The sequence below is a fragment of the Streptomyces marispadix genome, assembly GCF_022524345.1.
Lineage (GTDB): Bacteria > Actinomycetota > Actinomycetes > Streptomycetales > Streptomycetaceae > Streptomyces > Streptomyces marispadix.
In genome coordinates, this window is record NZ_JAKWJU010000002.1 from 4,296,107 (window position 1) to 4,313,024 (window position 16,918).

Annotated in this window: 17 protein-coding genes; 6 read left to right on the forward strand and 11 right to left on the reverse strand. The window is 69.7% G+C overall.

All coding sequences use genetic code 11. The features are described 5' to 3' along the window. The first annotated feature begins 6 nt into the window (after nucleotides 1–6). Entirely contained in the window at nucleotides 7–879 is an 873-nt protein-coding gene (locus MMA15_RS18060) for a class I SAM-dependent methyltransferase (protein ID WP_308290558.1), read from the forward strand. A gap of 179 nt (nucleotides 880–1,058) precedes the next feature. Here the strand turns inward: MMA15_RS18060 and MMA15_RS18065 are convergent, their stop codons facing one another. Further along, nucleotides 1,059–1,841, reverse strand: coding sequence for an alpha/beta hydrolase (locus tag MMA15_RS18065; protein ID WP_241061054.1), 783 nt, complete (start codon nucleotides 1,839–1,841; stop codon nucleotides 1,059–1,061). 161 nt (nucleotides 1,842–2,002) lie between these two features. Between MMA15_RS18065 and MMA15_RS18070 the strand changes: the two genes are divergently transcribed. Next, complete coding sequence (locus tag MMA15_RS18070; protein ID WP_241061056.1) at nucleotides 2,003–3,124, forward strand: adenosine deaminase; 1,122 nt, start codon at nucleotides 2,003–2,005, stop codon at nucleotides 3,122–3,124. Between the two features lie 165 nt (nucleotides 3,125–3,289). Here the strand turns inward: MMA15_RS18070 and MMA15_RS18075 are convergent, their stop codons facing one another. The 5 genes from MMA15_RS18075 to afsQ1 form a co-directional block, all read right to left on the reverse strand. Continuing rightward, nucleotides 3,290–3,487, reverse strand: coding sequence for a PspC domain-containing protein (locus MMA15_RS18075; protein WP_241061058.1), 198 nt, complete (start codon nucleotides 3,485–3,487; stop codon nucleotides 3,290–3,292). Nucleotides 3,488–3,566: 79 nt separating this feature from the next. Next, nucleotides 3,567–4,160, reverse strand: a complete 594-nt coding sequence (locus MMA15_RS18080; RefSeq protein WP_241061060.1) for a VanZ family protein — start codon at nucleotides 4,158–4,160, stop codon at nucleotides 3,567–3,569. Between the two features lie 44 nt (nucleotides 4,161–4,204). Next, entirely contained in the window at nucleotides 4,205–4,888 is a 684-nt protein-coding gene (locus MMA15_RS18085; protein ID WP_241061062.1) for a hypothetical protein, read from the reverse strand. Further along, nucleotides 4,885–6,708 carry an ATP-binding protein gene (locus tag MMA15_RS18090; RefSeq protein ID WP_372498266.1) on the reverse strand — a complete coding sequence of 608 codons (1,824 nt, stop codon included), beginning with the start codon at nucleotides 6,706–6,708 and terminating at the stop codon, nucleotides 4,885–4,887. The genes MMA15_RS18085 and MMA15_RS18090 overlap by 4 nt, the downstream gene beginning before the upstream one ends. Then, nucleotides 6,606–7,283 (reverse strand): two-component system response regulator AfsQ1, encoded by a 678-nt coding sequence (afsQ1, locus tag MMA15_RS18095; RefSeq protein WP_241061064.1) that lies wholly within the window; start codon nucleotides 7,281–7,283, stop codon nucleotides 6,606–6,608. Before afsQ1 ends, MMA15_RS18090 begins: the two co-directional genes overlap by 103 nt. Nucleotides 7,284–7,521: 238 nt before the next feature. Here afsQ1 and MMA15_RS18100 point away from each other — a divergent pair, with 238 nt between their 5' ends. Then, nucleotides 7,522–8,289: a SigE family RNA polymerase sigma factor gene (locus MMA15_RS18100; protein WP_241061066.1), complete on the forward strand. Its 768-nt coding sequence runs from the start codon at nucleotides 7,522–7,524 to the stop codon at nucleotides 8,287–8,289. A gap of 354 nt (nucleotides 8,290–8,643) precedes the next feature. Here MMA15_RS18100 and MMA15_RS18105 read toward each other — a convergent pair whose 3' ends face one another. Together MMA15_RS18105 and MMA15_RS18110 are read right to left on the reverse strand one after the other, a co-directional pair. Further along, a complete protein-coding gene (locus MMA15_RS18105) occupies nucleotides 8,644–9,279 on the reverse strand; it encodes an ATP-binding protein (protein WP_241061068.1) in 636 nt (211 codons plus the stop codon). A gap of 57 nt (nucleotides 9,280–9,336) precedes the next feature. After that, nucleotides 9,337–9,606: a type II toxin-antitoxin system Phd/YefM family antitoxin gene (locus MMA15_RS18110; RefSeq protein WP_241061070.1), complete on the reverse strand. Its 270-nt coding sequence runs from the start codon at nucleotides 9,604–9,606 to the stop codon at nucleotides 9,337–9,339. Nucleotides 9,607–9,958: 352 nt separating this feature from the next. Here MMA15_RS18110 and MMA15_RS18115 point away from each other — a divergent pair, with 352 nt between their 5' ends. The 3 genes from MMA15_RS18115 to MMA15_RS18125 are packed head-to-tail and all read left to right on the forward strand — an operon-like array spanning nucleotide 9,959 to nucleotide 13,150. Further along, the gene (locus tag MMA15_RS18115) at nucleotides 9,959–10,279 is read left to right on the forward strand and encodes a type VII secretion target (protein ID WP_241061072.1); all 321 of its coding nucleotides are present in this window, start codon (nucleotides 9,959–9,961) and stop codon (nucleotides 10,277–10,279) included. A 15-nt stretch (nucleotides 10,280–10,294) separates the two neighbouring features. Further along, a complete protein-coding gene (locus tag MMA15_RS18120; protein ID WP_241061074.1) occupies nucleotides 10,295–12,508 on the forward strand; it encodes a DUF6571 family protein in 2,214 nt (737 codons plus the stop codon). Nucleotides 12,509–12,529: 21 nt separating this feature from the next. After that, nucleotides 12,530–13,150: a hypothetical protein gene (locus tag MMA15_RS18125; RefSeq protein ID WP_241061076.1), complete on the forward strand. Its 621-nt coding sequence runs from the start codon at nucleotides 12,530–12,532 to the stop codon at nucleotides 13,148–13,150. A gap of 90 nt (nucleotides 13,151–13,240) precedes the next feature. On the opposite strand, the gene MMA15_RS18130 is transcribed toward MMA15_RS18125, so the two are convergent. From MMA15_RS18130 to deoC, 3 genes are read right to left on the reverse strand one after another with little or no spacing between them, the layout of a single operon-like run. Continuing rightward, nucleotides 13,241–14,239 (reverse strand): aldehyde dehydrogenase family protein, encoded by a 999-nt coding sequence (locus MMA15_RS18130; protein ID WP_241061078.1) that lies wholly within the window; start codon nucleotides 14,237–14,239, stop codon nucleotides 13,241–13,243. Beyond that, entirely contained in the window at nucleotides 14,229–15,701 is a 1,473-nt protein-coding gene (locus tag MMA15_RS18135) for an aldehyde dehydrogenase family protein (protein WP_241061079.1), read from the reverse strand. Before MMA15_RS18135 ends, MMA15_RS18130 begins: the two co-directional genes overlap by 11 nt. Nucleotides 15,702–15,708: 7 nt before the next feature. Next, the gene (deoC, locus tag MMA15_RS18140) at nucleotides 15,709–16,746 is read right to left on the reverse strand and encodes a deoxyribose-phosphate aldolase (RefSeq protein ID WP_241063271.1); all 1,038 of its coding nucleotides are present in this window, start codon (nucleotides 16,744–16,746) and stop codon (nucleotides 15,709–15,711) included. Nucleotides 16,747–16,918: the final 172 nt, after the last annotated feature.

Here is a 16,918-nt window from a genome sequence, read left to right on the forward strand (position 1 = left end):
GAGAACGTGAGCGCACACAACGGCCAGGATCGTGTCCATGCCGACGACCACGGCCGCGACCCTGGCCTCGGCCAGGACCACCACCACGAGGAACACGGCCACGACGACATCGACTGGGACGCCATGGCCGCCCACCTCGAACGGGAAGCCGAACTGCGCGTCCCCTTCGTGGAGGAGGCGCTCGCCTGGCTGCGCGGCCTGATGCTCGAAGGCGGCTGCGGACCGGACACGGCGGAGCGCGTGATGGACCTCGGCAGCGGCCCCGGGGTCTTCACGGTCCTGCTGGCACGTGCCTTCCCGCAGGCCGAAGTCGTCGCCGTCGACGGCGAACCGGGGCTGCTGCGGCGGGTGCGCGACCGTGCGGAGCGCGAGGGCGCCGCCTCGAACATCACCGTGCGGGAGGCCCGATTCCCGCAGGAACTGGGCGGGTTGGGCAGCGCCGACCTCATCTGGACGAGCAACGTCGTACACCACATCGGCGACCAGCAGGCCGCGCTCGACTCGCTGGCGGCAGCGGTCCGTACGGGCGGCCTGCTCGCCGTCGTCGAACGGGGCCTGTCGCCCCGCTATCTGCCCCGCGACATCGGACTCGGCCGCCCCGGGCTGCTGGCACGACTGGAGGCGGCGAACGAGGAGCGCTACACCGCCATGCGCGAGGCCCTGCCGGGTCATACGCGTGTCGTCGAGGACTGGGCGGCGATGCTGGCCCGCGCGGGCATGGCGCCTGCCGGGACGCGTACCTTCCTCACGGACCTGCCCGCGCCCCCTGCCGTCGGGGGCGCGTGCGCATCTCTACGACAGGCTGGCCCGCGCCAGGGACACGCTGGGCGAATGGCTGGACCCGGACGACGCCCGCGTACTGGAGGTCCTGCTCGATGAGGACTCACCGCAGGGCGTCCTCCACCGGCCGGACGCGTTCTATCTGACGGCCACGACGGTGCACGCGGCTCGCGCTGTGTGACAGGCGCGGGCAGGGGAGCGGGCGGGGGCCGAACTGGGGCCGCCCGTTTGGGAGTCCGCGCGCATGCCCACCCGCGCCGCTCCGCCCGAACGCGCCCCTAGCGCCGCAGGCTCTGTCCGAATCCCGTCGCAAGCGGCATACGCAGCCCGAGCGGCGGCGGTGCCGCCATCGCGTCGACGAGGGGGCGGGCGAAGTCGCGCCCGCAGACCGTGCCGAGGACGAAGTTCTCGGCCAGCGCCCTGACTTCCGCGTTGTGCTGGTGCAACCCGTGCCCGTCGGTGTGGACTTCGAAGCGGCACACGTCCGCGTTGGCCTTCTTCGCCCGCTCCGCGAGCCGGTAGGACAGTTCGGGATCGGTGTGCTCGTCGTCGGTGCCGTGCACGAACATCACCTGGCGGCCGAGGAGTTGGCGTACGGGCTCCCGTTCAGGACTGTCGGGGTCGTTCTCGGGGAGCCACAGCGACAGCGCCAGCACCGAGGAGACCATGGGGTGTCCGGCCGCGCGGAGTGCCGCACGCGCGCCGACATCGATGCCAACCAGGCAGACCGGGACGTCGCCGTAGCGCTTGACCACCTCCTCCACGGCCCACTCCGCGTCGCAGGCGGGGTGCGCCGCCTCGCCGTTCCAGCCGCGGTAGCGGTAGTGGACGACGTGTGCCACGAGCGACGTGTCCGGTTCGCCGTGGTGAGCGCCGCGTACGAGCCGCCGTGCGAGAGGCCGCACCACGGCCGCGGCGAACGCGGACCGCCGGCGGGCGCTGTGCTCCACGCCGCCGCCGGGCAGCAGCAGGACCACCGCGTGCGGGGCCGCCCCCGAGGCGTCCGCGCCCATCGCCCGCCCCAGCCGGGCCTCCCGCTCGGGCAAAGCTTGCTGAGCCATAGGGAAGACGATGGCAGAAGCCGGAGTGCACGTAGGGTGTCGCCGGATCACCATTGCGTATCGAAGCGCATGACGCTGCTCGTCGACGGCACAACTCCCGTACGCGAAACGGAAGTTAGGGTGCAGATGCCATCTACGCGCGTAGGAGCTAGAGTACGTGGATGACGAGCCAGACCCTCAACACGATTCCCACCCCGCAGCAGATCCGCCGCGCTCCCAAGGCGCTGCTCCACGACCACCTCGACGGTGGTCTGCGACCCGCCACCATCGTCGAACTGGCCGCCGAGACCGACTACGACGCGCTGCCCGCGACCGACGCGGAGAGCCTTGAGCGCTGGTTCCGGCAGGCCGCGGACTCCGGTTCGCTGGAGCGCTATCTGGAGACGTTCTCCCACACCGTGGGCATCATGCAGACCCGCGAGGCACTGACCCGGGTCGCCGCCGAATGCGCCGAGGACCTCGCGGCGGACGGCGTCGTCTACGCCGAGGTCCGCTTCGCCCCGGAGCAGCACCTGGAGAAGGGCCTCACCCTCGAAGAGGCGGTGGAGGCCGTCAACGAGGGCTTCCGCGAGGGCGAACGACGAGCCCGCGCCGCGGGCGCCCGCATCCGGGTCGGTGCGCTGCTCACCGCGATGCGGCACGCGGCACGTGCCCTGGAGATCGCCGAACTCGCCAACCGCTACCGCGAGTTGGGCGTCGTCGGCTTCGACATCGCCGGTGCCGAGGCGGGCCACCCGCCCACTCGCCACCTGGACGCCTTCGAATTTCTCAAGCGTGAGAACAACCACTTCACGATCCACGCGGGCGAGGCGTTCGGCCTGCCGTCCATCTGGCAGGCACTCCAGTGGTGCGGCGCGGACCGGCTGGGCCACGGCGTGCGCATCATCGACGACATCCAGGAGGACGGCACGGGGTCGGTGAAGCTGGGCCGTCTAGCGTCCTACGTGAGGGACAAGCGCATCCCGCTGGAGCTGTGCCCGTCGTCCAACTTGCAGACGGGCGCGGCCCCTTCGTACGAGGAGCACCCCATCGGGCTGCTGCGCAGGCTGCACTTCCGTGCCACGGTGAACACCGACAACAGGCTGATGAGCGGTACGAGCATGAGCCAGGAGTTCGAGCACCTGGTGAGGACGTTCCACTACACGCTCGACGACATGCAGTGGTTCACGGTCAATGCTCTGAAGTCCTCGTTCATCCCGTTCGACGAACGTCTCGCGATGATCAACGACGTGGTCAAGCCCGGCTATGCCGAGCTTAAGTCGGAGTGGCTCTTCCGCGAGTGACCTCGGGGCTTCACGGGCCCTGCGACGGCGGGGCCGCCCCGGTTGTCGCCGGGTGCGGCCCCGCTCGGTTCGTACGGGCTCGTGACCCGGCCGACGGGCCTGCGGCTCGACGACCTCATCCGCGGAGGCGGACCGTGGGCCGAGCCCGTAGACCGGTGTGTGCGGCTACCAGGCGGTGCGTTCGTCGCCGTTCGGCAGCAGGATCCACAGCGCCAGATAGATCAGGAACTGCGGGCCGGGCAGCAGGCAGGACACTATGAAGATCAGGCGCATCGTGTTGGGCTTCATCCCGAAGCGGTGTGCCAGTCCGGCGCAGACACCGCCGATCCAGCGGTCCTCGCGCGGGCGTACAAGTGCGGGCATGACGCGACTCCTTCACTGGGCGTCGTTCCTCGACGTCCGGTTTCCACGCTAGGAGGCACGCACACCCCGCGGCGTCGGTCTACGGTGCGATTCCGACCCTGGCCGCTCTCGGGGGAGCGCCCCCGGAGGTCTCGTCCCGCAGGGGGAGCGCGTCGTGCGCACCCGTACCGTGGACGGAGCCGCCCCACCCGGGCGTCCGCGCGGAACGGCGCCGCAGCCACGCCCGTATGAGCGGGAAGAGCAGCAGGGACGCCAGGCCCGCTCCGGCGGAGTTCAGCAGCACGGCGTCGACGTTCACGGAACGGCCCGGCACTCCCGACTGCAACAGCACCGTCGCGGACGAGATCAGCGCACCGGCGCCGACCGTACGGGCGCACACCACGGCGAGCGGGCGGTCCAGGTGCCCGCACGCCAGCGGCAGCAGCACACCCAGCGGAGCCAGCCGCGCCAGCCCACGGCCCAGGCGGGCGAGCGCCTCCAGAGAGCCCTCGTCGAGGTCGGCGCGGATCGTGGCGAACGGCTGGAGGTTCGCGGGCGCCACCCACGGCACCGGAAGGGGACGCAGCGCCAGCCATCCGACGACGGCCAGATACGCGACCAGCAGAACGAGCCCTGCTACGCGGAATCGGGGAGCGTGAGCGGCGGTACCGCCGCCACGGCCATGACGCTGCACATCACCAAGGACGCCGTGCTCCGGCGCGCGGTTCCGGTGCCCGTTCACAGCGGCGTACCGGCGTTGTCGGCCGCGTCGGGGCGCGTACGCAGATCGGTGTCGCACCTGAACCGGCGCAGCGGCTCGGCCTCTTGGGAGCCCCCAGGGCCCGCGCCGTCCTCGGCCTTCGCAGGACCGCCCATGATCACCGAACGGTCGGAACCGGCGGCGGCCGTGTCCGCGTAGGTGCAGACGATCTGCGCGAGCGCGAACGCCGGCAGGTCGCGCAGCGGTTCGCTCAGGCGCAGTGCCGCCGCGGGGTCGCCCTCGGACGGGCCGTGCACCTTCAGGGCGCGTGGCACGGCCGTCTTGAACCCGGCTGCCTCCTCCTCCGAGTCCGGCTGTTTACGCAGGGCGTCCAGCAGCCCGCGGGCGACGGGCAGCCGCTCCGAGTCGTCGCCGTCGGGCAGCGCCACGCGCCGGTCCACGGGGGAGACGCGCGAGCCGCACGCGAGATAGACCCGCACGGGAAGGTTGCCGCCGTCGCCGCTGTCGGAGCTCTCCCGGCCGCCTGGAAGCACACAGCTCACACGGGAGGGCGCCGCGCCCGCGTCGACGGGAACGGACGTCGAGCGGATACCGCACCCCGTGGTGAGCGTGCCGAGCAGTGCCAGCGCTGCGAGCACGAGGACGGGACGGCGGAGGGCGGTGGCAGCGGCGGTGGTGCTGTGTGGTGCGGTGCTTCTCAACGGTCCCCCCTCTTCCCCTCGCCGTTTCCGAAGCCTCTGCCCTTGCCGCGGCCTCTGTCGCCGCCGCCCTTGCCCTTGCTCTTGTCCGCCCCGCCCGGGCCTGTCGCGCCGCCGTCGCCCGGTCTGCCGGGCTCCGCCTCCCGTGCCTGACGCTCCTGGGACTCCCGTGGCAGCCGGAGGGTGAAGACGGCGCCGCCTCCGTGCTCGGTGTCGTTGCGTACGGAGATCGAGCCGCCGTGGATCTGAGCGTTCTCCTGGGCGATGGACAGCCCGAGGCCGCTGCCCTCCGATCTCGGCCTGGAGGCGCTGGCCTTGAAGAAGCGGTCGAAGACGTGCGGAAGCATCTCCTCGGGGATGCCGGGCCCCTGGTCGGCGACCTCGATCACCAGCTCGCCGGGGCCTCCCGCCGGGGGCTCCTCCGTACGCACCGAGACGCGGACCGGGGAACCGCCGTGCTTGAGGGCGTTGCCGATGAGGTTGGCCAGGATGACGTCGAGCCGCCGCGGGTCGAGGCGCGCCATCTGGCCCCGGTCGGCGTCGAGTTCGACGGCGTCGAGCCATGCGCGGGCGTCGATGCAGGCGGTGACCTGGTCCGCCACGTCGACGTCGTCGAGGACGAGCTTCGCCGTGCCCGCGTCGAAGCGCGTGACCTCCATCAGATTCTCCACCAGGTCGTTCAGCCGCCGGGTCTCGCTGACCACGAGCTGCACGGCAGGGGCGATCATCGGGTCGAGGTTTTCCTGCTCCTCCTCCAGCACCTCGGTGACCGCGGAGATCGCCGTCATCGGCGTACGCAGCTCGTGCGACATGTCTGCGACGAAGCGCCGCGAGGACTCCTCCCTGGCGCTGAGATCGGCGACCCGGTGCTCCAGCGACTCCGCGGTCCGGTTGAACGTGCGGGACAGCTCTGCCAGTTCGTCCGTGCCGGACACCTTCAGCCGGGTGTCGAGCTTCCCCTCGCCCAGCCGCCTCGCGGCGTCGGCGAGCCGGCGTACGGGCCGCAGCACTGTCGTGGCCGCCGCCTGCGCGAGCAGCATCGCGCCCACCAGCGCCAGCCCGGTGGCGATGCCCAGCGACCAGGCCAGGGAGTTGAGATCGTCCCGTTCCGGCGAGAGGGACTTGCGCATATAGCCCGACGGCGTGGGCCCCTCGCCGATCATCTTCGCGCCGCCCACCAGGAAGGGTTCGTTGCCGCCCTCCTCGGTGGTCCGCTGCCAGTACAGGTGGTACGGGTAGGAGTTGCCCGCGTCCACGGGGCGGCGCTTGGCGACCGCCGTACGCAGCCGCACCGGCACGTCCTTCATGGTGAAGCTGCCCGGGTCGGAGGCGACGGCGCAGCGGGTGCCGTCGGCGTTCCGCCCGGTGAGGAGAACCTCGTAGTTCTGCGACGTGCCGCTCATCTTCTCGGCGGCGTCCCGCAGTTGGCCGCAGTCGTAGCGGCGGGGAAGACTTCCGGCGCTGTCCTCCATGGACTTGCGGAAGTCGTTGAGCGCGGCGTTCTGCGTGCGGGTGAGCACGGCGTCCCTGTTGAGCCAGTAGGCGATCCCCGAGGCCGAGACCGCGGCGGTCAGCGCCACCAGCGCGAAGACGACGACGAGCCGCAGCCGCAGCGTCGGCAGCACCCCGGCGACCCAGCCGCGTATGCGCTCCTCGCGCTCCTGCTCCCGCTCGCTGTTCCGCTCGTGCCCCAGGTCCAGCGTCGGCTGCGCCGGCTCCGTCACTGCGGAGCGTCCAGCCGGTATCCGACGCCGCGCACCGTACGGATCAGGGTCGGCGACGACGGCACGTCCTCGACCTTCGCGCGCAGCCGCTGCACGCACGCGTCGACGAGACGCGAGTCGCCGAGATAGTCGTGCTCCCACACGAGCCGAAGAAGCTGCTGCCGCGACAGCGCCTGCCCCGGTCTCCTGCTCAGCTCCAGCAGCAACCGCAGCTCCGTGGGCGTCAGTTGAAGGTCCTCGCCGTTCTTCGTCACCGTCATCGCGGAACGGTCGATGACGAGACTGCCGAAGGTCGCCGCATCGTTGGACTCCCGCTCCCCGCGCCTCATCACCGCACGGATACGCGCGTCCAGCACCCTGCCCTGCACGGGTTTGACCACGTAGTCGTCCGCGCCCGACTCCAGCCCGACCACGACGTCGATGTCGTCGCTGCGCGCGGTGAGCAGGATGATCGGCAACTGGTCGGTGCGGCGGATACGGCGGCACACCTCGAAGCCGTCGATGCCGGGCAGCATCACGTCCAGCACGATCAGGTCCGGCCGCTGCTCGCGCAGCAGTTTGAGGCCGTCCTCGCCGGACGCGGCGGTCAGCACGCGGTGACCCTGCCGCGTCAGGCTCATCTCAAGAGCCGTACGGACAGCGTCGTCGTCCTCGATCAGCAACAGGAAAGGCACGCGGGCCATTCTGTCCCATGCCCCCCTCACACTTCGACCGTACGTAGCTGCCCGACCGGCAGTCCCGGCCCCGCCCCCACGCTCCGTCACCGGCGGGTCACCGCAGCTCACGCGGCGGGACACGGGCACCCGAGTCCTTGTGACACCGCTGTGACAGTCGGGGGACCTCTCGATGAAATCGACGGGGCAATGTGTACGTCATCAGCGAGCGACCAGGTTTGCCCGAGGGGGGCGCAAGATGAACACACTGCACAGCGACAACGTCAGCGCAGTAATTCACACGCGCCTGCACACCCCGTCGGTTCCCGCGAACCAGACGAACAAGGTCGCCGAGAAGTCCGGAATGACAGGGCGAGGGTGCGTCCGTTCTTCCGGGCGTGTACGGCCGCCGCACATCACCGCGGTGGAGGGCCTTCGAGGGGAGGCCCGCAGCACGGGGGACGGTGAGTACAGGGAGGAGCCGGGAGCACGGCAAGAGGCCGCGTCGGAGGCGGAGTTCACAGCCTACGTACGCGAGCGCCGCGCCTCCCTGTACGCCACCGCCTACCACCTCACGGGCGACCGCTTCGAAGCGGAGGACCTGCTTCAGAGCGCGCTGTTCTCCACGTACCGTGCGTGGCACCGGATCAGCGACAAGGCGGCGCTCGGCGGCTACCTGCGCCGCACCATGACGAACCTGCACATCAGCGCGTGGCGCCGCCGCAAGCTCAACGAGTACCCGACGGAGGAGCTTCCGGAGACCGCCGGCGACCAGGACGCCATGCGCGGCACCGAACTGCGCACCGTGCTCTGGCAGGCGCTCGCCCGGCTGCCCGAACTCCAGCGCACCATGCTGGTGTTGCGCTACTACGAGGGCCGTACGGACCCGGAGATCGCGGACATACTGAACATCAGCGTCGGCACGGTGAAGAGCAGCATCTGGCGCTCGCTGCGCCGCCTGCGCGACGACGAGGTTCTCAGCTTCGGCAGGGACCAGGAGGAGTGCTTCGGCGAACTGGTCGCCTGACCGCGAGGACCACTGAACACCTGAGGAACGAGGGCCGGGGGATGGGCCCTTGACGGGGGCCTCGGGAAGAGGGGCAGGGGAGCCCCTCGGGGGTGGAACGGGGGACACGGGGGAACAGAGGGGAAACACGGGGAAACCCCGTCCGGGGGGGACGGGACGAGAGAGCGGGGACGGGCAACCGGGGGGTCTGCCCGAACCCGCTCTCTCCCTTTCTGCGGTGTGCCTTCCGTGGTCTGTCTCTTCTACGGACTCTCCTCCCGCGCCCGGAGCCGGACGGCTCCGCCGCCGGCTCCAAGTCCGCCCGTAGCAGCGGCAGTTCGGTTTCGTGGCGCCCGGCTTCTCCGCGCTCCGCGCTCACATCGCCGTACGTGCCGTACGGGCCTCGCGCAGCCGCCTGATCCGTTCCGCCGCCTCGTCCCGTGCACACGGGTGCGCTCCCAGCTCCCGGTGCCGCGCCACGATCGCCTCTTCCGCCCGCAGCAGGCGCCAGCCCCGGCGCAGCAGGAACGGCGCGGACTTACGCCCCTCACGCAGATCGCGCAGCAGCCGTCGCCGGAACGTCGTCGACGGACGCCCCCGCAGACAGATCGCGTCGGCCAGCAGCCCCAGTTCGCGACAGCGGGCCGCTATGTCCGCCGCGAAGATGCCCTCGGCGATGAACAGCCGCGCGCCGTCCAGCGTGAGCGTCTCCTTGCCGACGCGGGCGCTCAGCGAGATGTCGTACAACGGCACCGTCGTACGCCCGCTCGCACACAACTCACGCACCGCGGCCACGGCCGCCTCCGCGTCCCACGACGCGGGCGAGTCCCAGTCCACGCCGTGGCCGTGGGGCAGCGGGGGCAACGTGGGGTCGCCGGCCTCCTTGTAGAAGTCGTCGAGCCGCATGACGGGCAGCCCGCTGCGCGCCGAGAGACGGGACTTCCCGGAGCCGGAGGGCCCGGTGAGCAGAATGACGCGCGGCCGGCGCGATATGTCGTGGGGGTCGGTCACGAGAGACCATTGTCGGTCATCGCGCGCCTGTGTGACCCCGCCGGACCGGGCAATGCCTCAGCCCTCTTCCCCTTCACGGCCGAGCACTTCGCTGATCTTTCTCTGCTCCGCGGGCATCCCCACGAACTGCGCTCGGTACTCGGCCGCGGCCAGCGCCTGTTCGAGGTCCCTCAGCTCCTGCGGACTGATCAGTACGGCAGCCACCTGCCCCCGATCAGTGATCGCGATCCGCTCGCGTGCCTGTGCCACTCGCTGTACGAGGCTGTCGAGCCGGTCTGCGGCCTGGGCCAGAGAGCAGGTCTCCGGCCCGGAGGTCTCGTCGTCCATGCGGAGGAACGTACAACTTTCGCCCGCTCGCCCGCTCATCCGAAGCTCGCCGCCAGGCTGCAACGCGCCCGTACGCAGGGCCGGTTCAGAATCCGGACGCGCCGTGGACGCAAGACCGGCCGAACCTCCGCCTGCGCGTGCTGCCGGGCGGAGGCAAGCGCACCGTCACACCCCGATCGGGTGCCAGACCGTCTTCGTCTCCAGGAAGGCGAGGAGCCGTGAGGTGCCGGGGTCGGTGGACCAGCCGGCGCGATCGGCTCGATTTTCCGGAGCCCTTACATCCGGTAGAGCCTTCGCGTACGCACTGTTACGGTCGTCGGGAGCGCGACAAGTAGCCCAACGGGGGGCATTCATGGGTCAGACCAAAGTCGACAGCGCCGAGCTGAACAAGGCGGCCGGTGAACTCGCCGAGATCCAGGTGGAGTTCCGCAGAGCGGACAACAAGGCCGACGACGTCGTACGTGACGCCGGCACCAAGCTGGGCAAGGCGGGTGGCTGGCAGACTGCCGCCGCCCTCGGCGACTTCGCCAACCGATGGAACGACCAGGTCAAGCATCTGCATCAGCAGATGCAGTCCGTGGCCGAGAAGCTGAAGTCTTCTGCCGACCAGTACACCAAGCGCGAGATCGAAGAGAACGCCAACATCCAGAAGATCCAGGCGGATTTCGGCTGACGAGGGGGGCAGCTCATGCTGACGTATGCGCAGGTGAACGGCGCCGATTTATCCGGAATCCAGCAGGCCGCACAGGAGTGGCGCCGGCTGAAGGCCGCGTACGAGGGTCTAGGCGACAGATACGAGAACCAGGTGCGGCGCCGTCTGCAACAGCACTGGGAAGGCAAGGCGGCCACCGAGGCCGGACACACCGTCGCCAAGAACAAGGAGCAGATCTCCGCCGCGGCCGGTGAGGCAGGAAGGATGTCGAAGCTGCTGGACGACATCCATCACGACCTGGACGAACACAAGAAGAAACTGCGCAAGTTCGCGGACGGTCTCGCCGAGCAGCATCTCCAGATCGATGCCCAGGGGCAGATCACCGACCACCACCCGACGAAGTCGGATCGGACCGCGCAGCACGACGCCGACTACGACAAGTGGTTGCAGGGGCGCAACCAGCTCATCCAGCAGAAGTACGGCGAACTCCAGCAGTTACTGAAGGCAGCTACCGAGGCCGACACCGCGGCTGCGGCCTCCCTCCGTGCCGACAACAACGGCGAGGACGACCACACCTTCAACAAGGACGGACACCAGACCCTCGACGAGGCCGTGAAGGCACAGCAGGACGCCCAGCACGCCTCGGACCTGCTGAAGCAGGGCCGCCGCCTGAGCCCCACCCAGATCGACGAATTGAGCACCCTGCTGGAGAAGAACGGCCAGGACCCGGTCTTCGCGCAGAAGTTCGCCCAGCAGACCGGAGCCCGGGGCACACTCGACAACTACATGACCCTGATGAACCCGCCTCCGACGGACGGCCGCGCGAGCAAGGCCCAGCTCCAGAGACTCCAGAAGAGCCTCGGCACCACCCTCGGCACCGCGACCCAGATCAACGACCCGGCGATGGACAAGTTCCAGCGGGACCTGCTCGCGGAGAACGGCCAGCACTTCGACCGCCACTCCGGCCCCGGCGGCCGCAACAGCCTCCAGGGCTACCAGATCACCGCCAGCCTGATGCGGCACGGCGAATGGGACGACGAAACGCTCAAGTCCTTCGGCCACGACCTCGTCAAGTACGAGAACGACAAGGTCAACTTCCTCGGCTCGGGCCGCGAAAGCGATTGGCCGCTCAACACCCACGACTACGGCCTCATCGGCCAGGACCCGATGTCCGGTTTCATGGACGGACTCGGCCACAACCCCGACGCGGCGACGGACTTCCTGAGCGGCAAGACCACGGGGACGGACGACGGGGACATCGACAACCTGGACTATTTGCTCAAGGACCGGGAGTGGCATGGAGGCGACGGCGACAAGGGCCACCTCGGCAATGCCCTGCACGCTGCCACCACCGGCCATCCGTACGACCAGCCGCCAGAGAACCCTCCCCCGCCGCGTACGCAGGAGCAGGCAGACCTCATGGGCCGGGTCGTAAAGGACGTCGCGGAGAATCAGGATCTGGCCAGCGGCCCTCTGTCCGACGGCCTGGGGAAGATGGGTGCCGAGTACATGGCGGACCTGAATCGCGGCCTCTACCTGGATAAGCATCTCGACGACAAGATCATGCCGATCCATGGCGCCGAGGTTCCGCTGAGGGAACATGAGGCAGCACGGTTCATGTACGCGGTCGGCAGCGACCCGGAAGGCAATGCGGCCCTGCACCTAGGACAGCAGCAGTACGCCGCCCAGCTCATCAGCTACCACGGTCACAACCCCGAGGCGTACGACTTGCCGCCCAAGGAGAAGATGGAACAGATCTCCAGAGTCGTCGGCAACAGCGAAGGAATCATCGCGACCGCCCGCAGCGACGAGATCTTGCGCGAGGGCATCGAAAAGGACAAGGAGTTCAACGACGCCCTCGAGTCCGGAGGCAAGTTCGCGGAAGGCGTCATTTCTGTCGGAGGCGCCGGGCTGGGCGCCGTGGGCGGTGGCGGCGTCGGGGCAGCGGCCGGTGGAGCCGCGGGCGCCGAGGCCGGAAAGCTCGTCATCGGCGGCATCGTCGACGCGGCGAAGCAGGACACCTCCATGCCGGCTTCATGGGATGCGGCAGGGGAGTACAACCAGCACCAGTCGCAGACCCATCAGAACATCACAAACAGCTTGGAACGAGCAGGAGTTCACCCGCCGCCGGGCATCTCGGAGGACGAATGGCGGACAGCCATCAAGGACGGTGTGGAAGACGGCTACGGCCTCGCCCGGGACGACGTGGACTCGTACGCCACAAACCGCCCAGAAGAAGCTGAGAAGTAGGCCCTGCCGGAGGGAGAATTCGTGCGAAGGTGGACGGCCGCCGCAGTCATCACGCTACTGCTGCCCTTAGCGAGCGCCTGCGGGAACAACACCGAGGAACTGCTCCCGCAGGCCAAGTGCGACGACAAGGTGTGGCAGAGCGATAAGGACTCCCGGAACGTCGTCGGGCTGCTGCCTGACGGTGTCGAGCGTCTCGAAGCACGCTTCCGTGAACCGGGCGGCATCGGCTACTCCGGTCAGTGTGTGTTCCTCTCCGAGGGCTCCCGGGTCCTGAAGGCCCGTGCATGGTTCGCCTCCAGGGGTAATCAGATCCCTGGAGCGGGGTCCGACCAGCGATTTTTGTCGTCCCAGGAGATGGACGGGCCGCCGAAGCCGATCTCCGCCTCGGCAGGTCTGTCCGGGATCTCCGGCGCGGGCAGCGCATCACTGGCCGCGCCCTGCTCTTATGCACGGCTGGGAGGTGAATCCCTCCTCAAGAACGGGAGGATGATTGTCACCGTCATCGCCGACGAAGCTCCCGACGCCGAAACGACTGAACAACGCGAACGTGCCGCTGATCTTGCGCTGTCCTTTCTGCGGCACGCGGTGAAGGAATGCGACCATCCCCCGTCTCTCCCCAAGACGGTGAAGGTGGGGTCGTAGGGCCGGGGGCCGTATGGGCCGGGATAAGCCAAGCCCGAACTCGCAGCTCCAGGCGGCCAGTTCGGGCATCGGCAGCCCTGCCTCCCGTGGTCACACCCCGATCGGGTGCCAGACCGTCTTCGTCTCCAGGAAGGCGAGGAGCCGTGAGGTGCCGGGGTCGGTGGACCAGTCCGCAGGACCGTCGCCCTCCGGGCGCAGCACCCGCTTGAGGTTCTCCGCCGCCGTCGTCTCCAGCTCCTTCGCCAGCTCCGCGTCGCCCGCCGCGCCCGCCAGATCCAGCGCGTTGACGTCCTGGTGGGCGGCGAGCGTCGTCGCGACCTCGCGGGTGCGGCCGGAGAGGACGTTGACCACGCCGCCCGGTACGTCCGAGGTCGCCAGGACCTCCGACAGCGACAGCGCGGGAAGCGGCGCCTTCTCGGACGGGACCAGCACGGCCGTGTTGCCGGTGACGATCACCGGTGCGAGTACGGAGGCCAGCCCCAGCAGGGAGGACTCCTGCGGCGCCAACACGGCGACGACGCCGGTGGGTTCGGGCGTCGAGAGGTTGAAGAACGGGCCCGCGACCGGGTTCGCGCCGCCCGCGACCTGGGCGATCTTGTCGGACCAGCCCGCGTACCAGACCCAGCGGTCGATCGCCGCGTCGACCTGGGCGGTGGCCGCGGCCGTCGACAGGCCCTCCGCCGCGGCGACTTCGGACGCGAACTGCTCCCGCCGCCCCTCCAGCATCTCCGCGACGCGGTAGAGGATCTGCCCCCGGTTGTAGGCCGTCGCTCCCGACCAGCCGCCGAACGCCTTGCGTGCGGCGGCGACCGCGTCGCGGGCGTCCTTGCGGGAGGACTGCGGTGCGTTGGCGAGCCAGTCGCCCTCGGAGTCGGTCACCTCGTACACCCGTCCGCTCTCGCTGCGCGGGAACTTGCCGCCGATGAAGAGCTTGTAGGTCTTCAGCACGTCGAGCCTGGCCGGTGCGCGGACCGAAGTCCTCGCCCCCGCCGATGACTTGGCCCCGGTCTTTCCGGGACTCGCCGCCCTGGCGGGCTTACCGGCCGCGGAGCGCCCGGACTTCGCGGTCTTCTTCGCTTCATCGGACATCGAGGTAAGCCTCCAGACCGTGCCGCCCGCCTTCGCGGCCGAAACCCGACTCCTTGTAGCCGCCGAAGGGCGACGTCGGATCGAACTTGTTGAACGTGTTGGCCCAGACGACCCCCGCCCGCAGCCTGTTCGCCATGGACAGGATTCGCGACCCCTTCTCCGTCCAGATGCCCGCCGAGAGCCCGTACGGCGTGTTGTTGGCCTTCGCCACGGCCTCGTCCGGCGTACGGAAGGTCAGCACGGAGAGCACCGGCCCGAAGATCTCCTCGCGGGCGATCCGGTGCGCCTGGCTCACGCCCGTGAAGAGCGTCGGCGCGAACCAGTAGCCGTTGGAGGGCAACTCGCAGGGCGCGGACCAGCGTTCGGCGCCCTCGGCCTCGCCGGAGTCGGCGAGCTCGGTGATACGGGCGAGCTGCTCCGCGGAGTTGATGGCGCCGATGTCGGTGTTCTTGTCCATCGGGTCGCCGACGCGCAGGGTGCTCAGCCGCCGCTTCAGCGCGTCCAGCAGCTCCTCCTGCACGGACTCCTGCACGAGCAGCCGGGAGCCGGCGCAGCACACCTGGCCCTGGTTGAAGTAGATGCCGTTGACGATGCCCTCGACGGCCTGGTCGATCGGTGCGTCGTCGAAGACGATGTTGGCGCCCTTGCCGCCCAGTTCGAGGGTGAGCTTCTTACGGGTGCCCGCGACCGTACGGGCGATCTCCTTGCCCACGGCCGTCGAGCCGGTGAACGCGACCTTGTCGACGTCCGGGTGCCCGACCAGAGCCGCACCCGTAGCGCCGTCACCGGTGACGATGTTGACGACGCCCTTGGGCAGGCCCGCCTGCCGGCATACGTCGGCGAAGAAGAGCGCCGAGAGCGGCGTCGTCTCGGCCGGTTTGAGCACCACGGTGTTGCCGGTCGCCAGCGCCGGGGCGATCTTCCAAGCCAGCATCAGCAGCGGGAAGTTCCACGGGATGACCTGCCCGGCGACGCCCAGCGGCCTCGGGTCGGGGCCCAGCCCGGCGTGCGCGAGCTTGTCCGCCCAGCCCGCGTAGTAGAAGAAGTGCGCGGCGACCAGCGGTAGATCGGCGTCCCGGGTCTCACGGATCGGCTTGCCGTTGTCCAGCGTCTCCAGTACGGCCAGTTCGCGTGAACGCTCCTGGATGATGCGCGCGATACGGAACACGTACTTCGCGCGTTCGCCGCCCGGCAGCGCCGACCAGGCCGGGAACGCCGCACGCGCGGCCCGCACCGCCGCATCGACGTCCTCCTCGTCTGCCTGCGCGACCTCGGAGAGCACCTCTTCGGTGGCGGGCGAGACGGTCTTGAAGACCTTGCCGGCGGCCGCCTCACGGAACCCGCCGTCGATGAACAGCCCGTAGGAAGGGGCGATGTCGACGATCGCGCGTGACTCTGGCGCGGGTGCGTACTCGAAGATCCGCTCTGTGCTCGTCCTCTGTGGCGTCTGTGCCTGTGCCATCTCTGCCTCAGTCCACCGTCACGTAGTCGGGACCGGAATAGCGGCCGGTCTTCAGCTTCTGGCGCTGCATCAGCAGGTCGTTGAGCAGGCTGGAGGCGCCGAAGCGGAACCAGTCCGGGCTCAGCCAGTCGGGCCCGGCCGTCTCGTTGACGACGACCAGATACCGGATGGCGTCCTTGGAGCTGCGGATGCCTCCCGCCGGCTTCACGCCGATCTGTGTGCCCGTGGCCGCGCGGAAGTCGCGTACGGCCTCCAGCATCAGGAGGGTGTTGGGGAGCGTGGCGTTCACGGCGACCTTGCCGGTCGAGGTCTTGATGAAGTCGGCGCCCGCGAGCATCGCCAGCCAGGAGACGCGGCGAATGTTGTCGTACGTCGACAGCTCGCCGTTCTCGAAGATCACCTTCAGATGGGCCGAACCTCCGCCGGGCCGTTTGCAGGCGTCCTTCACGGCCTGGATCTCCTCGAAGACCTTGCCGTAGTCGCCCGCGAGGAACGCGCCGCGGTCGATCACCATGTCGATCTCGTCGGCGCCCGCCGCGACGGCCTCCCTGGTGTCGGCCAGCTTCACGGACAGCGCGGCGCGGCCGGAGGGGAACGCGGTGGCCACGGACGCCACCTTGATGTCCTCGCCGCCGCCCGAGGCGAGGGCCTGCCTGGCGACGGCCGCCATGTCGGAGTAGACGCAGATCGCGGCGACTTGGGGCGTGCTGCGGTCGCTCGGGTCCGGGTTGGCGCCCTTGGCGCACAGGGAACGCACCTTGCCCGGGGTGTCCGCCCCTTCGAGGGTGGTCAGGTCGATCATCGAGATCGCGAGGTCGATGGCGTACGCCTTGGCCGTCGTCTTGATCGACCGTGTGGCGAGGGTCGCGGCGCGGGCTTCGAGGCCGACCGCGTCTACGCCGGGCAGGCCGTGCAGATAGCGGCGCAACGCGGCGTCGGAGGCGGTCACGTCCGCGAGCGCGGAGGCTGAGGCGGAGGACGCCGGGGCTTGGGGCGCCGAGCCTGGGGGCGCCGTGGCTGTGGACGCTGTGGACGCTGAAGACATGGTCACCAGAGGAGCATATCTACACGCGTAGCGCTGTCGGTAGGGGCCAATCGCATACGGGAGGAGGCGAGCGGGGGCGGGATGCGGGCGGCAGAAGGCGGGCGGCAGTCGGGCGGCCCGGGGCAGGCGGGGGCCGTGGCGGTTCGCCGCCGGACGGCGACGAAGGCGGCCA

Excerpts from the sequence above, each read along its gene's own strand:
- MMA15_RS18100 (WP_241061066.1), top strand. The coding sequence starts at position 7,522 with ATGAACACACTGCACAGCGACAACGTCAGCGCAGTAATTCACACGCGC.
- MMA15_RS18075 (WP_241061058.1), bottom strand. The coding sequence starts at position 3,487 with ATGCCCGCACTTGTACGCCCGCGCGAGGACCGCTGGATCGGCGGTGTC.
- MMA15_RS18115 (WP_241061072.1), top strand. The coding sequence starts at position 9,959 with ATGGGTCAGACCAAAGTCGACAGCGCCGAGCTGAACAAGGCGGCCGGT.
- MMA15_RS18135 (WP_241061079.1), bottom strand. The coding sequence starts at position 15,701 with ATGGCACAGGCACAGACGCCACAGAGGACGAGCACAGAGCGGATCTTC.
- MMA15_RS18065 (WP_241061054.1), bottom strand. The coding sequence starts at position 1,841 with ATGGCTCAGCAAGCTTTGCCCGAGCGGGAGGCCCGGCTGGGGCGGGCG.
- deoC (WP_241063271.1), bottom strand. The coding sequence starts at position 16,746 with ATGTCTTCAGCGTCCACAGCGTCCACAGCCACGGCGCCCCCAGGCTCG.
- MMA15_RS18070 (WP_241061056.1), top strand. The coding sequence starts at position 2,003 with ATGACGAGCCAGACCCTCAACACGATTCCCACCCCGCAGCAGATCCGC.
- MMA15_RS18120 (WP_241061074.1), top strand. The coding sequence starts at position 10,295 with ATGCTGACGTATGCGCAGGTGAACGGCGCCGATTTATCCGGAATCCAG.
- MMA15_RS18130 (WP_241061078.1), bottom strand. The coding sequence starts at position 14,239 with ATGTCCGATGAAGCGAAGAAGACCGCGAAGTCCGGGCGCTCCGCGGCC.
- MMA15_RS18110 (WP_241061070.1), bottom strand. The coding sequence starts at position 9,606 with ATGGACGACGAGACCTCCGGGCCGGAGACCTGCTCTCTGGCCCAGGCC.